23 protein-coding genes and 1 tRNA gene are annotated in these 21,945 nt (G+C 47.0%); 16 read left to right on the forward strand and 8 right to left on the reverse strand.

Translation table 11 applies throughout. The features are described 5' to 3' along the window. Positions 1-13: 13 nt before the first annotated feature. The 10 genes from B2X65_RS17150 (at position 14) to B2X65_RS17190 (ending at position 12,496) form a co-directional block, all read left to right on the forward strand. Positions 14-400, forward strand: a complete 387-nt coding sequence (locus B2X65_RS17150) for a hypothetical protein (RefSeq protein ID WP_290614754.1) — start codon at positions 14-16, stop codon at positions 398-400. A gap of 60 nt (positions 401-460) precedes the next feature. Next, a complete protein-coding gene (locus B2X65_RS17155) occupies positions 461-3,445 on the forward strand; it encodes a phage tail tape measure protein (RefSeq protein WP_290614756.1) in 2,985 nt (994 codons plus the stop codon). A 163-nt stretch (positions 3,446-3,608) separates the two neighbouring features. Then, a complete protein-coding gene (locus tag B2X65_RS17160) occupies positions 3,609-4,409 on the forward strand; it encodes a hypothetical protein (RefSeq protein WP_290614758.1) in 801 nt (266 codons plus the stop codon). Positions 4,410-4,411: 2 nt separating this feature from the next. Further along, positions 4,412-4,792, forward strand: coding sequence for a HEPN domain-containing protein (locus B2X65_RS17880; protein ID WP_414631432.1), 381 nt, complete (start codon positions 4,412-4,414; stop codon positions 4,790-4,792). Between the two features lie 80 nt (positions 4,793-4,872). Next, positions 4,873-5,478 (forward strand): hypothetical protein, encoded by a 606-nt coding sequence (locus B2X65_RS17165; protein WP_290614760.1) that lies wholly within the window; start codon positions 4,873-4,875, stop codon positions 5,476-5,478. A gap of 4 nt (positions 5,479-5,482) precedes the next feature. Next, on the forward strand, positions 5,483-6,040 hold the full coding sequence (locus tag B2X65_RS17170; protein WP_290614762.1) for a hypothetical protein: 558 nt from the start codon (positions 5,483-5,485) through the stop codon (positions 6,038-6,040). Beyond that, a complete protein-coding gene (locus tag B2X65_RS17175; RefSeq protein WP_290614764.1) occupies positions 6,037-10,134 on the forward strand; it encodes a phage tail tip protein J-related protein in 4,098 nt (1,365 codons plus the stop codon). Before B2X65_RS17170 ends, B2X65_RS17175 begins: the two co-directional genes overlap by 4 nt. A 246-nt stretch (positions 10,135-10,380) precedes the next feature. After that, the gene (locus B2X65_RS17180; protein WP_290614766.1) at positions 10,381-11,910 is read left to right on the forward strand and encodes a hypothetical protein; all 1,530 of its coding nucleotides are present in this window, start codon (positions 10,381-10,383) and stop codon (positions 11,908-11,910) included. A gap of 9 nt (positions 11,911-11,919) precedes the next feature. Then, positions 11,920-12,273: a hypothetical protein gene (locus tag B2X65_RS17185; RefSeq protein WP_290614768.1), complete on the forward strand. Its 354-nt coding sequence runs from the start codon at positions 11,920-11,922 to the stop codon at positions 12,271-12,273. Beyond that, positions 12,263-12,496 (forward strand): phage tail assembly chaperone, encoded by a 234-nt coding sequence (locus B2X65_RS17190; protein ID WP_290614770.1) that lies wholly within the window; start codon positions 12,263-12,265, stop codon positions 12,494-12,496. Before B2X65_RS17185 ends, B2X65_RS17190 begins: the two co-directional genes overlap by 11 nt. Here the strand turns inward: B2X65_RS17190 and B2X65_RS17195 are convergent, their stop codons facing one another. After that, positions 12,497-12,745 carry a hypothetical protein gene (locus tag B2X65_RS17195; protein ID WP_290614772.1) on the reverse strand — a complete coding sequence of 83 codons (249 nt, stop codon included), beginning with the start codon at positions 12,743-12,745 and terminating at the stop codon, positions 12,497-12,499. It lies immediately after the preceding gene. A 190-nt stretch (positions 12,746-12,935) separates the two neighbouring features. On the opposite strand from B2X65_RS17195, the gene B2X65_RS17200 reads away from it, so the two are divergent. Then, positions 12,936-13,247: a hypothetical protein gene (locus B2X65_RS17200; protein ID WP_290614774.1), complete on the forward strand. Its 312-nt coding sequence runs from the start codon at positions 12,936-12,938 to the stop codon at positions 13,245-13,247. Between the two features lie 180 nt (positions 13,248-13,427). On the opposite strand, the gene B2X65_RS17205 is transcribed toward B2X65_RS17200, so the two are convergent. From B2X65_RS17205 to B2X65_RS17220, 4 genes are all read right to left on the reverse strand, one after another. After that, positions 13,428-14,015, reverse strand: coding sequence for a hypothetical protein (locus B2X65_RS17205; protein ID WP_290614776.1), 588 nt, complete (start codon positions 14,013-14,015; stop codon positions 13,428-13,430). A gap of 19 nt (positions 14,016-14,034) precedes the next feature. Continuing rightward, positions 14,035-15,273: an integrase domain-containing protein gene (locus B2X65_RS17210; protein WP_290614778.1), complete on the reverse strand. Its 1,239-nt coding sequence runs from the start codon at positions 15,271-15,273 to the stop codon at positions 14,035-14,037. 185 nt (positions 15,274-15,458) lie between these two features. Beyond that, positions 15,459-15,533, reverse strand: a tRNA-Arg gene (locus tag B2X65_RS17215). A gap of 95 nt (positions 15,534-15,628) precedes the next feature. Next, the gene (locus B2X65_RS17220; protein ID WP_290614780.1) at positions 15,629-16,762 is read right to left on the reverse strand and encodes a flagellar assembly protein T N-terminal domain-containing protein; all 1,134 of its coding nucleotides are present in this window, start codon (positions 16,760-16,762) and stop codon (positions 15,629-15,631) included. Between the two features lie 218 nt (positions 16,763-16,980). Here B2X65_RS17220 and B2X65_RS17225 point away from each other — a divergent pair, with 218 nt between their 5' ends. Beyond that, positions 16,981-17,448, forward strand: a complete 468-nt coding sequence (locus B2X65_RS17225) for an LPP20 family lipoprotein (RefSeq protein WP_290614782.1) — start codon at positions 16,981-16,983, stop codon at positions 17,446-17,448. Positions 17,449-17,516: 68 nt separating this feature from the next. Here B2X65_RS17225 and flgN read toward each other — a convergent pair whose 3' ends face one another. The 3 genes from flgN to flgA all read right to left on the reverse strand — a co-directional run bounded on the left by flgN (position 17,517) and on the right by flgA (position 19,072). Then, on the reverse strand, positions 17,517-17,951 hold the full coding sequence (gene flgN / locus B2X65_RS17230; RefSeq protein ID WP_290614784.1) for a flagellar export chaperone FlgN: 435 nt from the start codon (positions 17,949-17,951) through the stop codon (positions 17,517-17,519). Then, the gene (gene flgM, locus B2X65_RS17235; RefSeq protein WP_290614786.1) at positions 17,951-18,283 is read right to left on the reverse strand and encodes a flagellar biosynthesis anti-sigma factor FlgM; all 333 of its coding nucleotides are present in this window, start codon (positions 18,281-18,283) and stop codon (positions 17,951-17,953) included. Before flgM ends, flgN begins: the two co-directional genes overlap by 1 nt. A gap of 78 nt (positions 18,284-18,361) precedes the next feature. Next, on the reverse strand, positions 18,362-19,072 hold the full coding sequence (gene flgA, locus B2X65_RS17240; protein WP_290614787.1) for a flagellar basal body P-ring formation chaperone FlgA: 711 nt from the start codon (positions 19,070-19,072) through the stop codon (positions 18,362-18,364). Between the two features lie 187 nt (positions 19,073-19,259). Between flgA and B2X65_RS17245 the strand changes: the two genes are divergently transcribed. From B2X65_RS17245 to flgC, 4 genes are all read left to right on the forward strand, one after another. Next, positions 19,260-20,192: a chemotaxis protein CheV gene (locus tag B2X65_RS17245; protein WP_290614788.1), complete on the forward strand. Its 933-nt coding sequence runs from the start codon at positions 19,260-19,262 to the stop codon at positions 20,190-20,192. Positions 20,193-20,208: 16 nt separating this feature from the next. Beyond that, positions 20,209-21,042 carry a CheR family methyltransferase gene (locus tag B2X65_RS17250; protein ID WP_290614790.1) on the forward strand — a complete coding sequence of 278 codons (834 nt, stop codon included), beginning with the start codon at positions 20,209-20,211 and terminating at the stop codon, positions 21,040-21,042. A 71-nt stretch (positions 21,043-21,113) separates the two neighbouring features. Next, positions 21,114-21,515, forward strand: a complete 402-nt coding sequence (gene flgB, locus B2X65_RS17255) for a flagellar basal body rod protein FlgB (RefSeq protein ID WP_290614792.1) — start codon at positions 21,114-21,116, stop codon at positions 21,513-21,515. Positions 21,516-21,517: 2 nt separating this feature from the next. Next, entirely contained in the window at positions 21,518-21,937 is a 420-nt protein-coding gene (gene flgC / locus B2X65_RS17260) for a flagellar basal body rod protein FlgC (protein ID WP_290614794.1), read from the forward strand. Positions 21,938-21,945: the final 8 nt, after the last annotated feature.

Here is a 21,945-nt window from a genome sequence, read left to right on the forward strand (position 1 = left end):
AAAAGGAATTATTATGGCTGATGACGGTAAAATTCTTGGTTACCCTAAAGCTGAATGGATAATCGCCCTGATTATTGGTGTTGTTTTTTTAATTGGTTTCAAAGCGTGCTCTGGCAGTGAGCCGAGTAAAGATGCTACTGCCAAGCGGTGCACAGATTCCGGCATGGCATTTGTTATGTCACAAAATTTTGTTAAAAGGCAATTGAAAAGCCCGAGCTCAGCTAAGTTTCCAAGTAGGCCAATTAGCGCCACTCAGGTAAATGAGTGCTCAATGCAAATTATGGCCAGCTTCGATGCTCAAAACTCGTTTGGCGCCCAACTTCGCGGTCATTATCAAGTTACCATGCATTATGACAGTAACGACAAAACTTGGTCAGCAACCGGTTTAATAATCGAATAGATAAAATTTGAAACAAACTTTAACCCGCTTCGGCGGGTTTTTTATTGCCCGGAGTTTAGCATGTCAACAAAATCCCTTGGCCAGTTGACTCTGGACATGATCCTGAAAACCGGTAGTTATACCGAGCCGCTGGATAAAGCGACCCGGCAAACTAAAGCCCAGATGAAGGAAATTGAAAAGAGCTCGGCAGACACTACGCAGTTTATTCAGCGTTCGTTTGCCGCCTTGGGTTTGGGCGTATCGTTAAACGAGATCCGAAAGTACAGCGATAGCTGGACAGATTTAAATGGTAGGGTTCGTCTGGCTGTTGGCCCCATGGGTGACGCCAACAAGGTAATGGGTGAGTTAGAAGTTATTGCCCGGAAAACCTATTCATCATTGGAAGGATCAGCCGAAGGTTACTTACTGAATGCCTCGGCGTTAACTGAACTTGGTTACAGCACTCAGCAGCAGCTGCAATTTACCAATGCGTTGGCTGCTGGCTTAGTGGCCAGTGGTGCCAAGCAAGAGCGCGCAATGGCCGTAACCAATGCGCTTAGTAAAGCCATTGCTGAGGGTGTGTTACGCGGTGACAACTGGAACACGGTATTCCAAACTGGTGGTGAAGTAGCAGACGCACTGGCTCGTGGTTTAGGCGTTAGCCGTATTGAATTAGACAAGCTTGCCCGTTCGGGTCAGTTAACCACTGATAAAGTGGTACCAGCTTTAATTGGCCAGCTGGGAGATTTGCAAGCAAAAGCCGATAGTATGGCCACAACTGTGGGCGATGCGTTCCTGCAACTGGATAACGCTGCACTTCGTGTGTTCGGCACCTTTGCTGAAGGTTCAAATGCAAGTGGACTGGTTGCTGCTTCAATTCTTGGCCTGGCTGACAATCTGGAAACAGTGATAGACATTGCAGCTATTGCTGCTGCTGTTATGGCCGGAAGGCTGGCTGGAGCAGCGACTGCCAATGCTATCCAGTTTGTTATTGCTACTCGTGAGGCGATGCGCTACCAGCTATCGCTTGCGGCTATGTCTGGCGTTAGTGCTAACACAGCAAAAAATCTGCTGTTCATGGATGCGGTTACCAAAAATCTTAACCGTTCGCTGGCATTCCTTGGTGGTCCGGTAGGTTTGCTTTTTGCAGCGGGTGCTGCCGCCTCATACTTCGCATTGACTAGCAAGGATGGTGCTGACGATGCTAACACCTTGCGACAAAACGTTGACTACCTCAATGATTCGCTTGAAAAGTTAAACGTGGCTCAGGCTGGCCGTGGTTTAGTAGAAATTCAACCTCTTTTAAAATCCGCTCAGGATGATGCCAGAACGCTGGGCGCCCGAGTTGAGTATCTGAACAAGCAGCTTAAAGAATTTCCAAGCAACCAACAGGCTCAGGAGTGGCGCGACGAATTAGCGGTAGTTAATGGCAAATGGTCAGATGCCAACGATCTGGTTACTCAGTATCGCAAGCAATTGCAGATTCTGCAGCAAATTGCTACCCAGGGTGATGGCAGTAATGGTGCGCCACCATCTGCTGAGTTTGAAAAACAAGCCGCCGCCCTGGAAAAGCAGATATCACTTTTTGGTGCTAATACCGAAGCGGCGAAACTGCTTTATGAAATACAGAGTGGAAATCTTGCTGGAAAGGTTTCAGGAGATGAACAAAAGCGATTGCTCGCTTTAGCGCAGCAGTATGATCTGCTAAAAAGCAATGCTGACGCGGCCAAAAAATTAGCTGACGAGCAGAAAAAAGCAGCCGATACCGTCGCTGGATTTATTGAAAACGCCCGGGAAACTAGCCGCTTATTGCAGGCGCAGGTAGATGGCACCGACGAATTGGGTCGCGCCCAGCAGGAATTAATTAAATTTGAGGCTAAGCTGGCCGAGATCCGCGGTAAAGATACCTTAACCGCAATTGAGCAAGAAATGGTGGCGCAGGAAGAAGCCACCCGGGCCCAATTAGAAAAAAACGTAGCGCTGGAAGCAGAGGTAAAACAACGGCAGACCGCGCTAAGGCTTGCCGAATACACCGCAAACCTGCAGCTTGAGACCGGCAGCTACCAGGAGCAATACCAAATACAGCTAGGCCTGCTGGGTCTGAGCGAAAAGCAACGCCAAATTGAAAGCGAACGGCTGGAAATTAACCGCGATATCACCCGCCAAAAGCAAGATGCATTCCGTCAAATGCAGGATGGAGATATTGATCCTGCTGAATACGATGCACAGTTAGACGCACTAGACGAACATCTAACGATGCGGCTTGAGCTATTCGATGAATACTATGAACAGTTAGCCGAGCGTGAAGGTGATTGGACAGTTGGCGCTATCACTGCCATGCAAGACTATATCGACAATGCCAAAGACATCGCTGGACAGACAGAAGAAATATTCGGCATGCTGTTTAGTGGTTTAGAAGACTCAGTACTCGAGTTCGTAAAAACCGGTGAATTTAGTATGCGCGATTTAATGTCTGCCATAGCTGAAGACGTTATACGTATGCTAATTCGCATCGGTATTCAAAAGGCTGCCAACTATGCAATGGACAAGCTGTTTGGTGCAGCTGCAGCGACAGGTTATGTCGCCTCTATTACTGGCCAGGCTACGGCACAGAACTTTATGGCTGGTTTAAATGCCTTTACCTCAACTGCGGCAATACCAATTGTTGGCCCGGCATTAGCGCCAGGCGCTATGGCTGCGGCCTTGGCTATCAGTTCCCCATTGGCAGTGGGTGCAATTACTGCAGCTTCAAGCAGCTTGGCGGGTATGGCTCACAACGGTTTAGATTACATACCAAACGAAGGTACCTGGTTGCTGGATAAAGGCGAGCGGGTATTAAGCCCGCGCCAGAATGAAGACTTAACCCGGTTCCTTTCAGCGGTGGATCAAGATAGTGGCCGCGCCGGTACTGGTGGCATGAACCCAGCCAGCGGCAAGGTAGAGCTGCAGTTTAACTTTGCCGGCCTACAGAACGAGCAACTAATGGAAATGCTAATGGAAAACCGTGGCGCCATAGCCGGTATGGTAAGTGGTGCATTTGAGGATCAGGGCATTCGCCTTGCTTAACTGTTAATTTGCACAGTTATTGAAAACCTTCAGTCAATGAGTTACGTTTAAACGCTATTTAAATGGATTTAACCCATTAATCGTTTTTGGATTGCTTAATAAGTGCGAACACTTATAATTCGCCTGATTTAATCTTCTGAAATAGTTTAAGGACATTGCCTTAATGGTTGCGTTAGTACCAAAGACTAAATACGCAGAGCTAATAGACGAACTGTCAAGAGTTGAGCGCTTGCCCAGAGTGCAGGCTTTATCTCGGTTGGCTTTCTTGGAAAGGCGCATAGATACCGAAATTGGAAAACAGAATATTGCTGCTGGAGAGCGCCTTTTGTTAAAGGCGAAACTTGCGGCGTTTAGAGGTAACGCTGACCAGGTAAAAAGTTATTCTCAAGGAATATGCTCTTTTTTTGGAAGCGAGGGTCGTTGGGATCAATTTAACAATTTCATAATGTTGGGTTTTGTTAAAGATGCCTACGAACTAGTTTGTGAAATGCCAGTTGAGGGGTCTGAGCTATCCACAGCAACATGGCTTTGCGTTTCGCACGCTCTTGCTGGTAACACAGCGAAAGTCGATGAGTGTGTCAATTACATTGAGCGTGCATATCCAAAGCGTGAGGCAAATCAGCGTGCTCAGCGAGAAATGATATATACAGCACAAAAGCTTTCTGAATTCTTAACAACGATTGATCAGCATGTAGATGTAAACGCTGCTATTCAAGCTGCCATTTCAGTTTCTGTTCCATCTACTATGCTTTCATTGCCTGGTGTTGCGTACAAGAGCTCTTCAATTGAGAGCTGCACTGAAGGTGGCCTGTTAATTGATATTGAGCTTACGCCAGATAACGAAAGCGCTGACGAACTTGCACAAATCAGTATTAATTTTTCGCGGAAGTTACAAGAACTGTTACCCGCAGAGGTTTCAGAAGAATTGTTAATTTGCCTACATTTTAACGACGAATCTGTTTGATTATGGAATCAGTTAAATTCCTAGATTCAGCGAAAGATATTTTAGCATCATTCAACGATGAGGTATCTAGGCGTAATTGTGTTAGCCGGGCTTACTATGGTGCATATCACACGTGTCTGGCAGCGTGCTCTAATCTAGGCCTTGAATTACCAGCTATCAATTCAGGTTCTCATTTACGGTTAATTACTGCGCTCAAAGATAACAGCGAAACGTACTATATTGGATCGGATCTCGCGGAACTTAAAAAATATCGAACAAAAGCAGACTACCACTTGAAAGCTAATATTAGTCGGCGTGATGCTCAAATAGTTATAAGTAGAGCAGAGGCGTTAATAGCCGATGTTCATAGACTCTTTGATAGTGATGCAGAAACATGTGATTAACCAGTAAGCCTGCGCAAGCGGGTTCTTCAATACCACAAACCCACTTCGGTGGGTTTTTTGTTGCCTGAATTCGGGGAATTATGAGCCAACTACCAGCAGTATTTAAAGTGCAAGAGGCCCGGTTCGCCAGCATCGATGCCAACATAAGCACCGAAAGCAAAACCTATATTGAGCACGTTCGCGCGATCCCAGGGCACAAGTGGGAAATAACGCTGATCAGCACCCCGCTAAATGCTAATGACTTGAGCCGTGCCTTTGGCTGGGCCTGCAGCTTAAAGGGCCGGTTCACTGCCTTTACTGCAGTAATACCCCGTTACAGTGATACCAAAGGTGTTGGCTCTGGTTCACCAGTTGTTCGCACAGCAACCACCCAGGGCGCCACTGCAGTACCAATGGAAGGGTTCAGCGGCCCGGTTAATGGTCAGCTGCTGGCCGGCGACTTTATTAAGTTTGCTAACCATAGCAAGGTGTACATTGTAACCGAGGATGCCAACAGCAACGTAAATGGTCAGGTCACGGTAAACATCCACCCGCAGTTAATGAAAGCCGTACCGCTTAACACCGCTATGGTTATCCGCGATGTGCCGTTTTTATTGCGCAAGGTACGTGATGCGCAGGAATTTAAAGTCGACGGCCGCGACGGCTGTATTGCCAAGTTAGAACTCGATTGCCGCGAGGCGCTATAAGTAAATGATAACCCTAACGCCACAAGTCGCTGCTGCAGTAGCCGGCGAGCATAACTATTGCCATTTAATCCGGATGGAGCTGGCAAACAACACCGTGCTGCGCTTTACCGAGGCCGGTTTTGACATTGACTGGAACGGTGAAACGTTCGGTGCCAATGGCCTGTTGCTGGGTGTAGATGCGCCCAGCTTTAACACTGAGCTGCGCATAGGCGAAATAGGCCTTAGCTTTACGGCCGCTGATCAAAGCATAGTTGCCCTGATGCTCAACGTGCCACAAATTAATCGAGTGGTATATATCTACCGCGCCTACTTAACACCATTTGGCCAGGTAATACCCGATCCCATACTGCTGCATTCCTGGGTAATTAATGCTGATCCAGACGTAACCGACGACACCGACAGCGCCACCTGTACTGTTCGCATGGCCAGTGAATGGGCAGACTTTGAAGCACCCCGCGGCCGCCGCACTACCCAGAACAGCCAGGCCCGTTATTTTCCGCAAGACAAAGGGTTGGAGTTCGCCACCCAGGTTAAAAAAGACATTAAGTGGGGCGGCGCATGATCCTTAAGGTATTCAAAAAAGCATTTAAGTTTATAACAGCGCCATTACGTAAAGTGTTGGGCTGGTTATTCAAAATACCAGACCCACAAGATCCGGCCGCAGTATTAGTTGAAAAGCAGGGCAGCGATCACCCCATTCCGGTAATTTACGGCACGCGTAAAATAGGCGTTATTAAAGTACATAAGTACGTCACTGACTTAAGCGGTGGCGCTGATAACGAACTGCTGCATTTAATATGCGTGCTGTGTGAAGGCGAAATAGACGCCATTGAGGAGGTGTTCTTCGATGGTAAAAGCGAAAACGATCCCCAGTGGCGCAAAGACAAGAACAACCCGGCGAGCCCTAAGTGGTTTACTGTTCACCGCTATTTGGGTGCTGCAAATCAAGCGGTATCCTTTCCGGCCGTTTCTGCAATACCTAATTGGGGGTTTGACCACAAGCTAAGTGGCCTGGCCTACTTATACGTTGTGCTGCAAATGGACAAAGACCAAAGCATCTGGCGCGGCGAACCTGAAATTACTGCCCGGGTGCGGGGCCGCAAAATTTACGACCCACGTTCAAACACCACAGAATACAGCGAGAACCCTGCTATTCAGCTGCTGGATTATCTGCAAAATACTGTTTACGGTAAGGCCATTGGTGCTGGCCGCTTAGTGTTACCCAGCTTTATTGCTGCGGCTAACTTGGCTGATGAAACTGTAAACAGCACTGTAATTCAGAATGGCACGCCAACGGCCTATAGCCACAAGCGCTTTAGCAGCAATACGTATGTAGATACGGGTACTTCAGTATTTAACAACGTTCAGCAAATGCTGTCGTCAATGCGTGGCAGCCTGCCAATTGGCAGCGGTTCTCTGCGCCTGCAAATTGAAACCGAAGCCAGCCCGGTGTTTTACTTTAGCCATGGCCGCAGCGAGCAACTTAACCATGCCACCATAACCGGAAAGATTAAAAGCAACGGCGGCGGCAAGAAAGACCGGTTTAACCGGGTAGTGGTGCGATTCCCGAATGCTGCGCTTGATTTCGAACGCGACGAAGTATTCTATCCGGACAGCGAGGATCCGCTTTTTGCTGAATGGTTGGCCGAAGATAACGGCGTATTGCTTGAACAAAATTTCGAGTTCAACACCATTACCAACAAAGCCGAAGCGCTGCAAATGGCACGGATCATAGCCATGCGTAGCCGATTTCAGCTGCAGTGCGGTTTTGTTGCCAGCCCGGCTGCTATTGTGGTTGAGCCCGGCGACGTAGTAGGCATAACCGACGATACCCGGGGCTGGGACGCTAAACCATTCAGGGTAGAGCAGGTAAAATTAAAAGACGATGGCGATGTAGAGCTGGAGTTTATTGAACACCAGAACGCCATTTATCCATGGAACGGTACCACCTATGAAGAACGCATTGGCGGCACTAACCTGGGCGACCCAACCAACATACCCGCGCCAACCGGTTTAAGCATTGCGCCGGATCTAACATTAACCAGCGGCGGCCGGTTAACCTGGTCAATGGCTAACAATGCCTTTGTGCGCCGTTTCCGGGTAAAAATATCAAACGCAGAGGGCGAGTTTTTTAGCGAAGAAACTATCGCCCGGGCAATGGTGCTGCCGCTGCTCGATGCCGGCGAATACACCATATCGGTATTTGCGCTAAGCACCCTTAATACATTATCGCCACCGGCAGTTATTGCTTTTAACTTAGTGCAGCCGCAACCGCCAACTGACATACAGTTCACCCTGGGCAACTTTGAAATTGAAGCCCGCCCGGTGCTGGCCGGCGCCGGCCTGGGTACCCAGTTCGAGTTTGCTATTGGTGATACCACTACAGTTCGCGGCCGTGGTATTAGTCTTATATTCACCGGGTTGGCACACAGCACTGAATACATCATATTTGCCCGAACAGTTAATGCGCTTGGCATATCAGCATGGATAAGCCGAACAGTAAGCACCACAGCCAATGGCGCCAATATTGTCGATCTTATCGGTGAAGATGTAGGCGCATCAATATTTGATGATGTTGTAACCGCCGTAAACAGCAACCTGCAGCAGACGGTTGAAGATGCATTAATTGACGTTCCGACCGATGTAGAAGTGCAGCAGCTTATCAACGACAGCATTGCTACCGTTAACGCCGCCGATACCGAAGATCCACGGGTGCAGGTGCTTTACGATGTCATGGCCGTTATTGGTGAGCAGGAAAACCGGGCTGAAATAAAGCGCACCGACTTTTTAATTGCGCAAGAGAACCAGGTAAGGGCCGCTGCAATAACCGAGCTAAGCGCCGCAGATACCGCCATACTGCAGCAGGTGCAACAGGTAACTACTGACTTGCAAGGCAACAGTGATGCATTAGCGTTGCTGCAGGGCGTTGTTACTAACCCTGTTACCGGCCTTAGCGCATCGTTTAGCCTGGCGCAACAGGCGAAAACTACTGCCGATGGTAATAGCAGCAGCATTAGCCAGATACAAAATGATGTTAGTGATCTGGATTTAGGCTTAACTGCTAACGCTAACTTTATACAGCAAGTTGATATTAAAGCCGCTGCCGCTCAGCAAGCCGCTGACAGTGCGCAGTCAACTGCGAACAGTGCAGTATCATCCGTTAACAGCCTGACGGCCACAGTCAACAATGCCACCACTGGCTTAAGTGCGACTAACCAGTTGGCGCAGCAGGCCAAAACCACAGCTGATGGCGCAGTATCATCTGTTAACAGTCTAACGGCCACAGTTAACAATGCTACCACTGGTTTAAGTGCCACTAACCAGCTGGCGCAACAGGCCAAAACCACAGCTGATGGTGCAACATCATCAGTAAACAGCCTGACTGCCACGGTTAACAATGCTACCACTGGTTTAAGTGCGACTAACCAGCTGGCGCAGCAGGCTAAAACCACAGCTGATGGCGCAACATCATCAGTAAACAGCCTGACTGCTACGGTTAACAATGCTACCACCGGCTTAAGTGCCACTAACACCCTTGCGCAGCAAGCCAAAAGTACTGCCGATGGCGCCGTATCATCGTTAACAACGCTGCAATCGACAGTTAGCGGTATTGATGATGAACTGGGCAGCGCCCAGCTATCACTGCAGGCCACCATAAACGAACTTGGTGAAGTTAGCGCCCGGGCTTTTTTTGGGGTTACCAGCGTAGCCGGCGGCGTTGCCCGGGTAAACGGCATTGTTATAGATGGCGCTACCAATACCCTGGAGTTCAGGGCCGACACCATGCGGCTAACCAACACCGCTGGCGTAGTGCAAATGTATTACGACACCGGCACGGCGCGCTGGGTATACAACGGTGATTTAATTGCGGCCAACTTTAAAACGGCCAATAGCGGTTACCGGGCCGAAATGGGCACCGGCACTTACCCGTTTTGGTACGGTACCGGCACCAAGAACCTGACCAATGCGCTGTTTGCGGTAGACACTGCCGGCAACGTTACTATGCAAAATGCTCAGTTTAACGGCGGCACTATCCGTATGATTGGCGCCACTGCAATGAGCATTGAAAGCCAAACGCCTTTTGGTCCGCACAACTTGCTGGAGTGGAAAGGTAAAAAGGTTAACGGCGTTAACTGGGATACCGGCACTAACCAGCCAATTCTGAGCGGCCTGTTAAAAGGCAATGCCAGCTACTACTACAGCGCAAATGATGAAGTATATTTTGCCGGCTCAATTCTGGCCGGCACGCTTCGCAATGCGCAGCAGTCTACGCAGCTTGCCTCAAGCGCTGATGTTGAAACCGGTTTTTATACCAGCAACGGAGGTACCATAACCATTAAATGCAGCTTTAGCGCCAGTAAAGGGCAATCCGGCGCGGGTTCCTGCCCGGTTAGTTCTAACCCAACCGGCACAATGTATTTAGACCGCTGGAATGGCAGCGCCTGGCAACAGGTTGCATCCCAGGCAATGGTGGGCGTTTATCAATGCTCTGCTGAATCCGGAGAATACATTGCCAGCTGGCTGTTAAATGGCAGCTTTACCTATACCGATAACCTGCTTACTACAGCTAACCGCCGTTACCGCTTGCGGGTAACACATAACACGCCAGTGCTGCCAAACGGCTCGCAAAATTTAAGTTTAATAAGTGAGGAATAAATGGCATTAAGCCCAATAAAACCGCTGTACAGCGCCAGCGCTACGGCCACCAATGGCAGTGATATTATCACCGTTACTGGCGGCATTGATTGCAGCTGGTTAAAGTCCGGATCTATTATCGCCCTGGGTACCCGGCAATTAGTAGATGCAATAAGCGGTACCGCGCCAGATGGCAGCGGCGTTAGCGCTATTAAGCTACGCCGCAACTGGACCGACCCAACCACCACCGCCGCCTTGCTGGCCTTTATGAGCTGGGAGGGTTTAGCCGATGCAGTGGTTAAGCTTAGAAACTTAGCCGAAGCCAACGAAAGCGCCTTACAGGGCGCTTTTTCATTTATGGGCAACTGGTCTGCTGCAGCCGGCAACTTACCACCCACGCCGGCAGAGGGAACCGGCTCGCAAATGTACCGCATAAGCTCCGCCGGCACGATGGCCGGCCGGGCCTACCGTGTAGGCGAGCATATTTTTTATGACCAGTTTACCAGCCAGTGGCGGTCAACCGTGGAGCTTGCCAGTCCCTTTAGCACCAGTTTGCTTGCTAATAGCGATATAGCCTCATGGAAAGCTGCATTGGAAATAGAGGGCGCGTTGCCAGCGCCAGACAACATAGATACTTTAGTCACACCGGGGCGGTATTTTGGGCCCGGTGCATCTGGAGTTGGCTACCCAGGCTCAACCACTTACGGATTTGTTCGGGTTACAGGTAAGCGGAACGCCGTAGTTGAGCAAGAAGCATCGTTTATAAATTCTGAACTTAATGAAAGCTATACCAGAAGCGGAACTGATGACGGATTGAATTGGACGCCCTTTATTAAAAACATTAACGCAAAGGATGTCACCGCAAGCAACACAGACAACACCAGAGGCAGGATGCTGAAAGTTGGCGATGGTGGTTTAATGGCGTCATTAGAGCTACGCGGTTCTATTTATAGCACTGGCACTCCTGCTGATATGTATTCAAGAGGAACTGCTTTTGGTTTTGCAGCAGGCGGCGAGCTTCAGATACCCGGCTTGGGCTTAGGGGATTATGGTGTATTGGAAGCGGGCGGACAGTGGACAGACGGTTCAGGCGGATACGCGTCAGCGTACAGAAAGTTCACTATTAACAATACAATTTACATTCAACAAAGGGCAAGCGATACAACTTGGACAACCTGGACCCGGCTGCTAAAAGTCGGTGACGGCGGATTAATGCGAAATGATGGGTTAATGCTTTCAGAACCGACTCCGCCTGAAAATTGGATCACTGGCCTATACGGAACAAATGCTTCTTGGGCAAGCTCGCCTTATCCGGGCGTAGACGGAAATAACCAAGGATATATGATTACCCTGAAACACCCGGATCCTACTTATGGAATGCAGATATGGGGTTCTCTTGGTTTAGATGATTTAAGAATCCGCCGGATGGCAGCAAATACTGTTGAAAACTGGAAAAGCGTAACCCTTGTGGAAAAAGGTTCTAACGCGAATGGAATTTATTCTAAATACTCAGATGGCTTATTAATTTGTTCTAAGAATTACAATGAAACCACTAACGTTAATGTAGCGGAAGGGGCGCTTTACAGAAACGCTGATGGCATAGTCTGGACCTTTCCTCACCCTTTTTTAGTTGGTTATCCAGTAACATTAACTGGGCAGTTCCCCACAACAGGGGCATGGCTTAGCCAGCGAGTTCAAGGGGCTGTCAACCAAGCAATATATTACTGGCAAGCTGCATTACCTTTAACTGGTGACGGAGTGGCTGATATATGCGCTGTTGGCAGATGGAAAGTTTAAGGAAAGCTTATGAAAATCATACTATCACCAACTGCATCAGCTGTTGCTGACCAACTACCGTTTGTTACCGGCGACACCGTTACTTACCGTGGCGAAACTTACGACCTGGCACCGTTGCCTGATGGTGCCACCGTTGAAGCGGACAGCCCGTTTATTGGCGTTATAAGCCGTATAAACGGCGAGCTGCAATTCAAACTCGAATACCAGTACAACTCTGCATTAGCTGAGCCTATTCAGTCAGCAAATTGGGACAGCTATACCTTTACTGTAATAGATGGCCAGTGCCCGGATCCTATTGTTTATAAGCCGGTTGAAACCGAACCTGAACCTGAACCAGAGCAAGAGGTAACAAATGCCGATTAAATGGAATACACTAAAAACGGCTGAGCAAAAGGCTGCTGAGCAGCTGGAAGTATTGGCTCAACAAGCCCGCGAAAAGCGTGATCAGCTATTAAAAGAAACTGATTTTTACATGCTGCAAGATGCGCCACCGGCGCCAGCGGGTGTCACCGAATACCGGCAGGCCTTGCGAGATATTACAGATCAGCCTGGCTGGCCAGACAATATCGAATGGCCTAATTTATGATTAGCGAGTAAAAGAACCATATTCGCGCAGCACAAAGTTAATTTTTGAAATGAAGCCTTGGGCTGCCTTGGTGTTTTCAAGTCTATTAAACTGTAGATATGACAATATTTTCACAAGATCATCGCGCTGATGAATATTACTGTCCAGTGTTAAAGAAGCGATGAAACGTTCAGCCAGCATTAGGCCAGCACTGCTGCTATCTAAATCATCGACTGCAACATTCCACTCTATTTCTGATCTATAAGTCATTGTAGTTACCCCAAATTCAATTTACTGAGGCAACTTTAATAACTATAATTCAGCAAAGCAAAGATCTGCGTCAGCGATAATGAATTTTGAGCGCTATTTTCTTTCTAAAAAATAGAAATGAAATATTCTATTGAATATACAATAAGATAAATAGTCATTTCTTGACGCGGCCGGCTGGGGGAAACTCATTTTGAGTTTTTCCAATGTAATAAGTGTTTTTGAATTTAATGTTCGATATTTTAAAAATCTATTGGTGAAAAAAATCGAACTGGAAAAATTTCTTAAAATTTGTCACTTTCAAACAGCTTTCAGTGCTTTTTTACCGCCCATAGCCATCTTACCAGTGGCAGCTTCCTCAGTATGGTTTGTCGTGGGACAAAATTGGGGCAGTACAAAGACCGCTTCAGTCCGCAACTGTCCAACAGCTACCGTTGAAACCCCTGCCAGTAAAGGACAGGGGCGGACAGCAAAACAAAGGCAGAGGGTTCGAATCCATCTCTGATATTGGGCGGTTTATCTTATACAGTGTACTACTGTATTTTTATAAAATTTTGATAATATTTTTATACAAGAAATGCCTAAACAAAAACAGCGCCCATAAAGCGCTGCTTTTATTGTAATTTTTGGTGCGTCCTAGTGGACTCGAACCACCGACCCCTACCATGTCAAGGTAGTGGGTTAGCTATTCACCTTGCACTATGGTTATATTTTTAGAGTTAAGGATTGTGGATGCTTTGTGATATTTTTCTAAAGCGTCAATAATGAAGTACTCTTTTGACATAACTTGCTCCATGCATTCCCCTGCCTCTGATTGACTAATTACTAACTCATAAAATGCACCTGGCTGAAGAACAGGAAAACTACCTTTCTGTGGTTCTAAATAAACTTGTAGCAGCCTCTTACTATAAACCCCAAACTTATCTCTTATAGATAGAGCTTCCAATGTTATTGGTCTTGTGCCGGTGTTAACTACTCGTAGAGTAACTTTTGGGATGTTGCTGACCTCTGTACGTCCTTTAAAACCATCCATCGTAAAATATTTTGGCTTCTCCACAATTGTTGCTGAAACCTTTAATTTGTATGTGTCACGTCGATGATTTTCATTTACCGCCCACATTGCAGCAATCACTGCCCCAATTGTTCCAAATGACGTTAGCCAGTCAGTAAGCTTTACTTCAATTAGTATTCCAGCAGACATGCCAAAAATATACCCTACAGCCAGCAATAATAAGCAGGTCAAAACGATTACCGGGTCAGTTATGAATTTCATCTAATTCCCTATCATTGCCTTAAACAATTTTTAATCCTTTCTTACCAGCCATAGCCATCTTACCGGTGGCCGCTTCCTCTATGTGATCACTCCACCATTCCATTAGCTTACGCCGGCGTTCCAGATAGGTGGCTCGGTTATATGCTGACCTAACCTGGTCTTTACCCTTGTGTGCTAACGAGGACTCAATTAGGTCATCATCAAAACCGATTTCATTCATCGTGGTGCTGGCTAAAGATCGCAAGCCGTGTGATACAAGAACGCCCTTATAACCCATGCGCTGAAGTGCCCGGTTGGCTGTTTCTGAATGGGTTGGCCGGCCTTGGTTACGTTCGCTCGGGAATAAGTATTCTGACCGGCCGCTTATAGGTTTTATAAAATGTAGCAGCGCTAATGTTTGCGGGGTCAAAGGCACAACATGGGCACGCTTTTTTTTCATTCTTTCGGGCGGAATTGTCCATAGCATCTTGTTGGTGTCAATTTCATCCCATCTTGCCCCGGCTGCTTCTGCTGGCCGAACCATAGTATGCAATTGCCACTCTATTAAGCAGCGTGTCATAACGCGAATTTGCGCGTAGCTTAATGATCGCATTAAATCCGGCAGCTGCTCTGGCCTAATGGTCGGCATGTTAGTTGTTTCCGCTCTTGCAAAGGCTGCCTTTATTCCGGCCAGCGGATTGTGCTGCAAAATGCCGGTATTAACACACCATGTCATCATTTCATTAAGTCTTTGACATACCCGTGTAATGGTTTCGCGTTTATCCGCTGCTTCTAAAGGTTGTAACGCATCGATAACTAATGGTGCTGTCAATTCACTGACGGGATAATTGCCAAGGGTAGGGTATACATGATGATCAAACGAACTGCGAATATTTGATGCATGCCGCTCGCTAACCTCAGAAAATTTGACAGCAAACCATTTCTCAGCAACGTTTTTAAGTGTGGTGCTAACTTCCCGCCGGCGCCGGCCGGCTCGATCATCAATCCACTTTTGTGGGTCAACGTCTTTTTCTAACAGTTCACGGTATTCAGAACGCAGCTTTCTGGCCTGAGCCAATGAGGTTTCAGGATAGGATCCAATCTTAATGTAATTTGTTTTACCGATGTGCGGGCGCTTGTATCGGAATAGCCAGCTTTTGCTGCCAGCCTTTGTGATCCGCAGCTCTAAACCGTCGCCATCATACAGCGAATAAAGCTTTTCTTTTGGCTTCGCTGAGCGAACTTCCGTGTCACTTAACGGGTTTGTTTTTATTGCCATTTTTAGCCTTATGATACTACAGCTTTGCACTACAAGGGGCTGTAGTATCATCCGTAGTATCAAAATTCGTTGTCCCAGTTGAACCATATTGAACTAACTCGAACCACAAGATCAACTACAAGCCTTATTTTTATTGGCTTTGCCGAACCTTATCAAACCTTGCTTAACCACGCTGAACGACTTATTGGCTGCCCCAGCAGGAATCGAACCTGCAACTGCCCCTTAGGAGGGGGCCGTTATATCCATTTAACTATAGGGCAATTGTGCGGGAATTAACGCGCGAAAGTTTAACAGAATAAACGGGTCAAGTGAACGACAAAACGGGTCGCTATTACTCGTTTAATGCTGGCGTTTTTTATAAACCGGAACTGTTGATGCTTATCAGGTCACCGATTTGCAAGTGGCTTACCAGGGTAGGGGTGCTGGCACTTGCCCAGGCATTGTCGCTGCTGATGTCGGTAATTCTCAGGGTTACCGGGCTTTTATGCAGCTTTTCCAGGCCATCTTTACCGGCAAAGCGCTGGATTTGCATCACTGTAACATTGTCACCCAGCTGTAAACCCTGGCGGGAGCCTTTATTAATAGCAACCTGGTGTTGATCAATATGACTTACCTGAGCCAAAAGGCCCTGACACTGGGTGTGTTGCTGGATGTCTTTAGCGACGGCTTTTAGCACCGTATCAATTTTCTGGCCGTACGGCTGCAACCAAAACTGCTGACTGTGGCTGCCTGCTACCTTCAGTTCGCTGTTCCACTCTGCCTGAGTACGATATTGTTGCTGGTATACCAACTGGTTGTCGAAAAGGTCATACAAGGCAACATCAAGCGCAAAAAAACGCTCGAAGCTATCGTCCTGCCAAAACCGGTTAGTGCGCTTACCTAAGGACAAATCAGTGATATTGGTTACCAGTACAAACTGTTGGCCGTCGGTGAAAAGCTGGCGGTTGATGCTGTCGGTCATCAGCTCAGGTTTCAGACTATAGTCAACGGCAGTGACCAGCAGTGCAGGAGAATAATCCTGTAAGTGGCGTGACAATTGGGCAGTAGCGTTTTTATCCAGCTCAAATAGTTGACCATAAATGGCGTCGCGTCGCGCACCAAGCTCAACCTGGGTCAGTAAAAGTGGTTTTTTCTGATGGCTGCCTTTGCACAGTTGTTGTTGCGGCAATATTTCGGCCTGCAGGGTAACGGTAACAAATTCGCTGCCATAGTTTTCACTGAGCAGCCTGATTTCTCTTATCTCTGAATTGCTGTCCAGCGTAAGCTGATGTTGTTGCATTACACCGGCAACCAATTGCTGCTGGCTCGATACCCTGACACCGGCAAACAAAGCCGCCCGTTCCAGGGCATCACTGATAGCGGCCTGCTTGGCCTTAGCGACATCACCGTGTTCTATGGCAGCCTGGCCAGTCATTTCAAACCAGTTGGCAGACAGTGGGCTGCTTAAGAGCAGAGTACAGCAGGCGCTGACTAATAATGGTAATTTCATAACCCGCCAAAAATACGTTGATAAAAGCGTCATGTGGTAATTAAAGCAAAAACTATGCCTTACTTTGCTTACACCGCATGGTTGTGTTGACCTTTGACTGAAATTTAAGAAGATGGCGCAAATTTTGCTTATTGATGATGGTCAAGAATTTATTTTTAAGTACTTGCTGCTAAATGCCCGGGCGCATTGCGCCACTAAACCCTGATGACGGATGCTAAATGATGAAATTAACGGTTTTTACTTTTTCTGCACTGTTATGTGCCTTATTACTTGTTGGCTGCAGTCAGCTTTTCGACAAGCATATCGAGTATGTGCCGGTTAAGCCTGATGCATTTCCACTGTTGCAGGCCGTAGGTATGGCACCAATCTCATTGCAGCCGGGGGAGTCTGACAGTCAGAAAATATTGCTGGCCATGAGGGCGTCAAAGCTGGAAGCTTATCGTGAATTAGCTGAACAGGTGTATGGCCAAAGAATTGACAGCACTAACAGTGTTAAGTCGATGGTAGCGGGCAATGACCAGTTCGGTACATCAGTACAAGGGGTTATTCGTGGCGCCAGAGTGGTGAAAACCTATGCAGTGGATGATGCCTATATTACTGAGCTTGAGCTTGATTTTGAGCAGGTGTATCACTTATACCAAAATGTGTATCCGCGTCAGACGATAAAAAGCATTCACTATTACTGAAGTTTTACAGAATTATTGAAGTTACACAGAAAAAGCAGGTGGTTAAGCAGCGCAGTTTAGCAGGGGGATCAGGCCTTAATGCCTTTGCCAATGTTATCAACCGTTGGCTTGCCTTTATTGGTGTAGGTTAAACCCGATTTTCCTCTGGCTGATAACAACTCCGTTTTCAGCCGCTGCAGGGTAAGCTGACTTTGCTCCAACGTGATCTGATTAACGTCATTTTGTTGTTTACAGCTTGCCAGACTGTCTTCCAATTTACCGATTTGCTGTTTAAACCAGGGCTCAGCGCGTGCGGCTTGTAACTGTTCGCTTGCAGCAATGCTGGCGTCCGTAGTTTGAATTTCAGTTAAGGTTTGTTGTTTCTCAGTAGTAAGCGTGTTGAGTGCTTCTATATCGCGGGAGGCAAGGGCGGCAAGTTCTTGCCGCAATAGCAAAAGCAGCGCGTCCAGTTGCGCTTGCTGTTGCTGTAACAAGGTGTTCAGAGGTTCAAATTGGCTGTTCATTATTTATTAAACAAGTCACCTTCAAATTGCATAATTCGCCGGGCAAGTTGCTCAACATTTACTTTGTATTTGCCTTCGGCAATAGCCTGCTTAATTTTATCAACCTTTTCCTGATCGACTCCGCTTGCCGCGTTGGCTTTTTCCTGCAATTTAGTAAATTGCTTGGCCTGAGGCGTAATAGAAACCGAGTCCTGACGCTGGGCAGCACCTTGCTGGGTTGCCTGTTGTGTCGCATTTTGTTGCACAGTGGCTTGCTGACGCTGAGCCCCCTGATCAACCTTGTCGTTTTTAACCTGAGTAGTATTCTGCAGGTTATTGATATTTATAGCCATGATAGAACCTCTTTACCTTAAACCAGTTCCCTATGTTCAGGTTAACGGCTGAGCTTTAAAAAACTTTAATTTATTTTTCTAAAATTTTACTCTGACCTGATTAACAGCAACCACCTCGGTCTGGATCTTCCTGCCAGACTGCTGATTTTGTACTGCTATGGTATCACCCAGTGTACCATCCTGCTCGGCGATACCACTTGCGGAGACACTAAGACCGCTGTTGTCAATCAGTATTGTAACAACATCTCCACGACAGACAAGGCAAAGATCCTGCATTGTAATCAGTTGTCCGTTATTAAGCGCTCGCTTACTGCGCGCGCCAATTATCTGACGCGGATCGGTAACCAGATTGCCTCTGACGAAACGTCTTTCTTTATCTTCGACCTGTAGCATATCGGCAGTGATGACGGTTCCTGTAGCGATATTTTGGCGCACCGTAACCGCCTCGACGATTTCAATGATTTTTACTGGCACATACAGTTGCCAGGGGCCGGGCTGAGTACAACTGATATTAACGGTAATTTGCCTGGAAGAATGGTGTTGTGGGCGACTGAACTGTGGCGTTTCTGCGCAAACTTTATCACCAATGCGATTATCCAGTGGTACCACAGTCAGTTCGACCCCACTGTCAGGCGCAAGGTTAAGTTCTTGCGAAAGCCATTTTCCGGTCATTTCTGTTAATTGCTCTGGGCTGTATTGCAATAATTCTGGTTGCTTTGCAAAGCTCAGATTACTGATTAAAAATAATGAGATAAAGAATATCAGATAAAAATTTTCGTACTTGTTCATATGGTTTCAGCTATGCTTTACAGGCTAACCGCTATACCATTGCTGGTATAACAACGTTTAATTTCTGCCAGACACCGAATTAGTAACTGATTTAGTGTGATCGGCACTCTACTATGGCTGCTGCTTTGTTATTGCGATAGAGGTTGCTGCAATAATAACGCCATAATGTAGAAGACAGGAGTGGTACATGGCCAGTATTTTAGATTCGGTGAACCAGCGAACGCAACTCGTCGGACAGAACCGGCTTGAGCTGTTGCTTTTTAAACTTGAGGGCCGGCAACGCTTTGGCATAAACGTGTTTAAAGTTCGTGAAGTGTTGCAGTGTCCGCCATTAACCGCTATTCCGAAGCGTAACAAGCTGGTTAGAGGCATAGCCCATGTAAGGGGCCAGACTATTTCAGTGATTGACCTTAGCCTGGCAACCGGGGGCAAGCCGGTTAGTAATCTAAGCACCGCTTTTATTATTATCGCCGAGTTTAATCGTTCCGTGCAGGGGTTTCTGGTCAGTTCGGTAGAGCGCATTATTAATATTAACTGGGATTCCATTATGCCGCCGCCAAAAGGCACCGGTGGCAAGCAAAGTTATCTGACTGCAATAACCGAAATTGATAAAGAATTGGTAGAAATTCTTGATGTAGAGAAAATTTTAGAGGAGATTTCGCCGTCACCAACATCCGTTAGTAGTTCGTCGGTAGACACCGCAACCATTAATAAGGATTTGGGAGACCGGTTAATTTTAATTGCAGATGATTCCACCGTAGCCCGCAACCAGGTGAAAAGGGCACTGGAAGGACTCGGCGTTAAGATGCACCTGGTACACAACGGTCGTGAAGCCTTAACTTACTTGCAGCAGGTGGCAAAAGAGTGTGAGGTGTCAGTGACTGAAAAAGTAGGTTTACTGATTTCAGATATTGAAATGCCAGACATGGATGGTTACACCCTGACAGCAGAGATAAGGCTTGATCCGAAACTGAAAAACCTGCATGTTATTTTGCATACGTCATTGAGTGGAGTTTTTAATCAGCAAATGGTTAAAAAAGTGGGCGCGAACGACTTTATTGCAAAATTTAATCCGGATGAGCTGGCAGAATCGGTGCAAAAATGGTTGCATGCAGAATAAGCATTAAGGGCAAGTAGTGACCAACAAAGAGCTACAGGAAGGCGAATACAAGCTGTTCAGGGATTTTCTCGAACAGCAGTGTGGCATTGTGTTGGGCGACAACAAACAATACCTGGTAAAAAGCCGGCTTGGCCCCCTGATGCAACGGTTTAACATCGCTACGTTATCGGAGTTAGTTGCCAAAACGTTGAGTCCTTTTGAGCGTCAGCTGCGCTCTGCCGTTATAGATGCTATGACCACTAACGAAACATTGTGGTTTCGTGATAGTTATCCTTATGAGTTATTAAAGAAACAAATTTTGCCGGAACTGGAAAAAAGCTGCCGCACCCTGAAGATTTGGTCTGCCGCCAGCTCTTCCGGACAGGAGCCTTATTCCATTGCCATGACGGGGCTGGAATATCAGCAAAGCCGGCCTGGATCATTTAGCCTGGGTTTAAATATTCTGGGTACTGACATTTCCAATACCATGCTCGAGCATTGTCAGCGGGCAGAATATGATGGTTTAGCGCTATCCCGTGGCTTGTCGCCAGAGCGACGCAGCCGTTTTTTCGAAGACAGTGGCAACGGTATGATGCGGGTTAAGGATTTCGCCCGCAAGAATGTCAGTTTTCGCCATTTAAACTTACTTGATAGCTATAGCTTATTAGGTAAGTTTGATATTATTTTTTGTCGCAATGTGCTTATTTATTTCTCTCCTGATTTAAAAGCTAAAATTATCAAACAGTTCGCCCAGTCACTGAATTCAAGAGGCTATTTGTTTCTTGGCGCGTCTGAATCTATCTCCAGCGTTAATAATGATTTTGAAATGATACGCTGCAACCCCGGAATTATTTACCGCAAAAAAGTTTAGTTACAACTGCTGAAAAACTGGCCTGTGTTTTGCATTTGATTTGCCATAGTTCGACAGAAGGTGGCAAAAAAATGGCAATCAGTTTTGAAAAAGCATTTGGAATGCATCCTCATGCCTTAATGATCCGCGAAAAACGCTCTGAAGTGCTGGCTGAAAACATTGCTAATGCCGACACGCCAGGTTACAAAGCGAAAGATGTCGATTTTCAGCAGGCACTGCAACTCGCCCAGTCCCGCCGCGGACAAAGCGCCAGCCGCACTCACGAACAGCATTTTCATATTGCCTCTACTATGGCAAAGGATACGTTATTCCGCCAGCCAGACCAAGCCGATACCGGTGATGGTAATAGCGTTGACATTCATCGCGAGCGTAACGCCGTTATGCAAAATAACCTGGAATATCAAACCAGTTTAACCTTCCTTAATAGCCGCATTTCAGGATTGAAAAAGGCGCTAACCGGTTCGGGACAATAATTATGAGTCTTTCAAAAGTATTTGATATCGCTGGCAGTGGCATGACCGCGCAGTCAGTAAGAATGAATACCACCGCCAGTAATATTGCTAATGCCAATAGCGTTAGCAGCAGTGCTGGCGAAACGTACCGCGGTAGGCACCCGGTATTCCAGACCCAGTTGACGGAAGCCAGACGACAGCAGGGCGATAGCGCCGGCGTTAAGGTGATGGGCATTGTCGAGTCTGATGCGCCGCTAAATGTAGAGTATGCGCCTAATCATCCGCTGGCCGATGAAAACGGTTACATCTATAAACCTAACGTCAATATTATGGAAGAGATGGCGAATATGATTTCAGCTTCTCGCTCTTACGAAACTAACGTGCAAACAGCAGATGCGGCAAAGCAAATGATTATGCGCACGTTGCGAATGGGTCAGAGTTAATAAGGAAT

The organism is Arsukibacterium sp. UBA3155, assembly GCA_002364615.1.
Lineage (GTDB): Bacteria > Pseudomonadota > Gammaproteobacteria > Enterobacterales > Alteromonadaceae > Alishewanella.